Below are 5,380 nucleotides of genomic sequence, written 5' to 3' on the forward strand. Positions count from 1 at the left end.
ATCTAAGCGGAGAAGAGCCATATAACTTATCGAAAACTCGATAAGGAATACGTGGCCGATGAAGTGGAAAATTTATTTATGTAAAATTTCTGTGACATTGGCCACTTTTGTTTGGGGGTTATTTGTACTAAATGCATGATTTTTGCATCATGTTGAATTTATACTCACCCATTGTGCATATGTATTTCTCGGGGTTGTTAATGGTTTGTTTTATTAGAAAAACTAATTCGAATATCTAATTTTAGTCATTTTTTAACCTGCAAAAGATCACCTATTATTCTTGTCATCAGAACGAACCACATAAACAAATTTATAGAGAGGTAATCATGGCTCAAGCAATGCAAATGAATACTATCGCTGTTCCTAACTCTATGGATAAGAAGACCTACTCGGTTAACTTCAAAGGATTGATTGCACACATTTTCGATATTCTTTTCGTAGACAACTCTCCACGTAGTTACTACGCAAGCGACCTATCTGGTCACATGCAACGCGATATCGGTATTAACCGTTAATCTTAGCGTTAACATGTAAAATATAGAATTTTAAGAAAACGCCAGCTTCTGAAGCTGGCGTTTTTGTATCTGCAATAAACTTATCCCTTCGCAAACTAAGCACCTGAAAGAAATACTTAGGCATAACGGTCTGTATTTGAGCGCCAGTAAATTCGCTTCGTACAAGGATCACGGTATGTCACACGCCAAATGCAACTCACCATTGATTAAACTTTGTTTACTTGCCTTACCGGTCGGCTTTTATTCTTCTGCGTCGATTGCACAAACCTGGAGTCATGAAGGTCAGCCTGCGCAGGTTATCGAACTTTTCACCTCTGAAGGTTGTGCGAGTTGTCCACCTGCTGATGAGTACCTCAGTACTTTTGAAGATCACCCGAAACTCTGGACACAAGTCATTCCGCTCGCTTATCACGTTGACTACTGGGATTACCTAGGGTGGGGAGACAAGTTCGCCAGCAAGGCATTCAGTCAAAAGCAACGCCTATACAAAGCTTATGGGGTAACAAGTGGCGTTTACACTCCGGGCTTTATCGTCGATGGAAAAGAGTGGCGCGGTTACTTTAACTGGCTCGATAGAAATCTCCCTTCGCTCCAACAACAAAGCAACCCTAAGCTAACCGTCAATCATAAAGGCGATACGTTCAGCGTGAATTACGAAGGCAAAGGAGATTATGTGGCTCACATTGCTTTACTAGCGATGAATGAAGTCACTAGCGTTAAAGCAGGCGAAAACAGAGGTAAGAAACTCGAGCATGATTTTGTGGTGGTTTACGATGGTTACCAACGTGGTGAATCCAAATGGCAATTCAATGTCGATTTTGATCCATTAGTCGCCACGCCAGATGCCGTAGCCGTGTGGTTAACCGAGCCTAACTCGTATGAGCCTGAACAAACGGTAGCAGGCTGGTTGAACTAAATTGCAAGGATGACCGTTTTACAAGAGCAACCGTGTTACAAGCGTAGTAATCCAATGAGACAAACGACATGGAGATGAAGCTGACACGACGATTAGAGCACTTCTAACACCGATTACTTCATCTCTTGCTTGTTTTGAAGGGGCTTAACCACTGAAACAAGGGATAAAGGGGCGATTTAGTTACGTAATACTGCTGAAATACGTTAATATAGCGCGCTATTATTTTAGCTTTGAGTTCCTGCAATTAATGACTAACACCACAGCACCAACCAACTTCTCCGATCTTGGCTTAATTTCTCCTTTGATGGCTCGTCTAACCGAGCTTGAATACCAACAGCCAACGCCTATCCAAGCGCAAGTTATTCCAAGTGTGTTAGCAGGACGCGACCTAATTGCAGGCGCAAATACAGGTTCAGGTAAAACCGCAGCATTTGCACTTCCACTGCTACAGCAGATCCATGAAGATGCACCTTTAGACCGTCGTTCGGGCAAAGGTAACTATGTTTCTGGCCTTATCTTGGTTCCTACACGTGAGCTTGCTAAGCAAGTTGCCGATAGCGTTAAGTCTTACGCAGTGCATTTCAACGGTGCAATTAAAACCGTTTGTGTATTTGGTGGTGTATCGGTGAACACTCAGATGCAAGCGCTGCGTGGCGGCACAGACATCTTGGTGGCAACTCCGGGTCGTTTGCTTGACCTGATTTCAAGTAACGCTATCAAGCTTGATAAAGTTAAAACGCTAGTGCTTGATGAAGCTGACCGTATGTTGAGCCTTGGCTTTACAGAAGAGCTCGATGCGATCTTGAAGCTACTGCCAAGCAAGAAGCAAACTCTGTTGTTCTCTGCGACATTCCCTGAGCAAGTTAAAACGCTGACTCATGAATTGCTGAACGACCCAATTGAAGTCCAACTTCAAAGTGCTAATGCGAGCACACTGGTTCAGCGTGTATTCGAAGTCGAAAAAGGCCGCAAGACAGCTTTGTTAGCGCACCTGATTCAACAACACGAATGGCGACAAGCTCTGATCTTCGTTAATGCGAAGAACAGCTGTGAGCACTTGGCAGACAAGCTTTACAAACGCGGTATCATCGCAGAAGTATTCCACGGTGATAAAGGGCAGGGTTCACGTACTCGTATCCTTGAAGATTTCAAATCTGGCGAGATTGATGTTCTGATCGCGACAGACATCGCGGCACGTGGTCTAGATATCGAAAAACTACCAGTAGTAATCAACTTTGATTTACCGCGTAGCCCATCAGACTACATGCACCGTATTGGCCGAAGCGGTCGTGCGGGTGAGGTTGGTTTAGCATTATCTTTGATCGATCACGAAGATTACCATCACTTCACTATCATCGAGAAGAAGAACAAGATTCGTCTTGAGCGTGAGCAAATCGAAGGCTTTGAAGTAGATGAAGAAGCAACCGCTGCACTTGTTGCTGCATTAAAACCCGTTGCGCCACCGGCTGGCACAGGTAAAAAGAAAAAGAAGAAAGCTCCTAAAAACCAAGATGTTTGGTTGAGAAATAACTGATATTGAATCGGTAAAAATAGACTTTTTAAAGGCGCTTAATTGCGCCTTTTTTGTGTCTGTCATTCTGTTCTCAAAAGATCTTGTTAACGCTTAGGTTAAGCTGTGCTCTTTACCCTAAAGAGATCAGTAAATAGCTTGGCGATCATCAAGACAATCAGGATTGTGGTCAACATAAGCAATGGCGTTTTAATCTGGTATATCGGCGTTAGGTTTAGAGCGCCAGAAGTAAGCACGACGAGCAGATTAATACCAAGTATCCTATGAATCATAAGCTTAGGTGTTGCGAATACCTTCCATATCACTACGCTATTTACGAAATAGAAAAGTGCGAGTTGCCAAAGTTCACTCATCATTGGCATGACAAAGATGTATTGAAGCAAAATAATGGTACCAGTGCCGATCACCCCGAAAAAAGCATCTTTGATAACACTTGGTGGCATGGTCGGTAGCATGGAAGAAAACACACCTGCAATCATTGGGAAGATAAAACCACCGGGCACCGGTAGATATATCCAAACCAATAGCGACGTTACGAACATCGAGACACCTTGTAAGACTTTTCTCCCATCCTCATTCAAATGTTGAACAAAGGTACGATGTTCGTGGTGCCAAGAGACTTCTTGGTTCTTACCGACCACATACGATACATCACCAATCAATGACTGGTTTGGTGTGATTAATTCTATCCGTTCCATATTTTGAATGAGAGTTGGCCAATCAATAGGCTGTTCAAGCTCATTAGAAGCGAGTTCAAGCAATCGAGTCTGAATATGAGCCATTTCATGGATTCTTAAACGCCAGTCTTGAATATTCTCTTTGAGGTGATAACTGCCGTTTAATGGCAAATCTAGCAGTTGATAGAGCTTATCAATATTCGCGGTGTTGGACTCTAAGGCTTCTATATCCAAGCTGTCAGTGTTACGCATTGCGGTTAACAATGTCTCTCTACTTGCTTCGAAGCGTTGTACAAAGTTTTGTTCCGTATTTACTGGCCAAATTAAGCGATACACAATAGAAAACGTTATGACGCCGAGCAGAGTTTCTTGTATACGTAATACCGCAAAGTAGAACGTCACCTGACTATCGAAACCACCCATACACGCGATGATGGAACACACAGCGAATCCGATCGAAAAGATGTACCCATACTTTTCATCACTCGACATGAAGATACATATTCCTAGGAACAAGGTAAAAAATGTCAGGAACAGAAAGCGGTCTTGTGAAAACATCGCGATCAAGAAAAAGGCATAACCGGTTCCTAATAGGGTGCCCATTAAGCGGTTGTGGCCTTTATTGATTGAATGAGCAAAACTCTCGTTCAATGCCATTACGGCAACCGCTATTGCTGCCCAATAAGGTTTCTCCCATTGAAACCACAGCGCAAGGCAGATCGCGATAACGATTGAAAGCGCTGCTTTAATCGCTTCTTTGGTTGATGCATTGAACATAAAAGCCATCCAACTATTTGATTATTTTGATTGAAGCTGTCATCCCAACACGAAGTTGTAGGTCTTCAGGCACACTATCTAACTTGACTTTGATCGGTATACGTTGAGCAAGACGAATCCATTGGAAGTTTGGGTTCACGTTAGGTAGAAGATCATTGCCAGTGCTGCCATCTTGTTTAGCAATGCCAAATCCAATACTTTTGATGTGACCCTTCAACAGGACTTTGTTGTGCATCATGAGAGTAACAAACGCTTTGTCCTGTGGATTGACCCCAACAAGGTCGGTTTCTTTGAAATAACCTTCTATCCAAAAGCTATCTTCATCGATCAATGCAACCACAGGGGAGTTGGCAACCACTTGCGATCCAACACGTAAGTTAAAATTAGTAATATATCCGTTGGTAGGCGCATAGACTTTGGTAAATTCGAGGTTCAAATGTGCTTCTTCAACATTGGCCTTGGCTAGCTGCACATTCGCTGATGAGGTTTCAACAGCATTGCTTAAGTTGTTCAACGTTAAAACGGGCACGGCACCAGGGGTTCTCTTTTCTAGGTTCGCTGCACGTCGCTCTTCATTTTTTGCTTTCGCAAGTAGAGCAAGCGCTTGTTTTTGCGTCGCTAATGCTTTGTTGTAAGCCGCTCTATAGATACTAGGGTCGATCTCAAAAAGTAGATCGCCTTTAGACACTTGAGAGTTGTCATCTACGTGGACTTTGATGATTTGTCCGGTGACACGAGGAGTAATAGACACTATGTATGCACTGACTTGCCCGTCTCTCGTCCAAGGGTTACTTGTATAAGATTGGTAATAGCTATAAACCACAGAGCCTGCAGCGACAAATAATAGTAATGTGATGAGGTAACGTTTTATCAAGGTAAGGCCTTATAAGATGGGAATGAATTGGCCAATCACGCCAGTAAAAATCACAATTAGACTTATTTCTGCGGCTCTTCTCCGCTTAGA

5 protein-coding genes are annotated in these 5,380 nt (G+C 43.0%); 3 read left to right on the plus strand and 2 right to left on the minus strand.

The features are described 5' to 3' along the window. Window positions 1-326 precede the first annotated feature (326 nt). The 3 genes from BCT49_RS04135 to BCT49_RS04150 all read left to right on the plus strand — a co-directional run bounded on the left by BCT49_RS04135 (window position 327) and on the right by BCT49_RS04150 (window position 2,965). Window positions 327-515, plus strand: a complete 189-nt coding sequence (locus tag BCT49_RS04135; protein WP_010429554.1) for a hypothetical protein — start codon at window positions 327-329, stop codon at window positions 513-515. Window positions 516-690: 175 nt separating this feature from the next. Further along, a complete protein-coding gene (locus BCT49_RS04145) occupies window positions 691-1,431 on the plus strand; it encodes a DUF1223 domain-containing protein (RefSeq protein ID WP_102434259.1) in 741 nt (246 codons plus the stop codon). 247 nt (window positions 1,432-1,678) lie between these two features. Beyond that, on the plus strand, window positions 1,679-2,965 hold the full coding sequence (locus BCT49_RS04150) for a DEAD/DEAH box helicase (RefSeq protein WP_102434260.1): 1,287 nt from the start codon (window positions 1,679-1,681) through the stop codon (window positions 2,963-2,965). Window positions 2,966-3,060: 95 nt separating this feature from the next. Here BCT49_RS04150 and BCT49_RS04155 read toward each other — a convergent pair whose 3' ends face one another. Together BCT49_RS04155 and BCT49_RS04160 are read right to left on the minus strand one after the other, a co-directional pair. Further along, a complete protein-coding gene (locus BCT49_RS04155) occupies window positions 3,061-4,416 on the minus strand; it encodes an FUSC family protein (RefSeq protein WP_102434261.1) in 1,356 nt (451 codons plus the stop codon). Between the two features lie 13 nt (window positions 4,417-4,429). Beyond that, the gene (locus tag BCT49_RS04160) at window positions 4,430-5,290 is read right to left on the minus strand and encodes an HlyD family secretion protein (RefSeq protein ID WP_102434262.1); all 861 of its coding nucleotides are present in this window, start codon (window positions 5,288-5,290) and stop codon (window positions 4,430-4,432) included. Window positions 5,291-5,380 lie beyond the last annotated feature (90 nt).

This window comes from Vibrio lentus, assembly GCF_002875945.1.
Classification (GTDB): Bacteria; Pseudomonadota; Gammaproteobacteria; order Enterobacterales; family Vibrionaceae; genus Vibrio; species Vibrio apostichopi.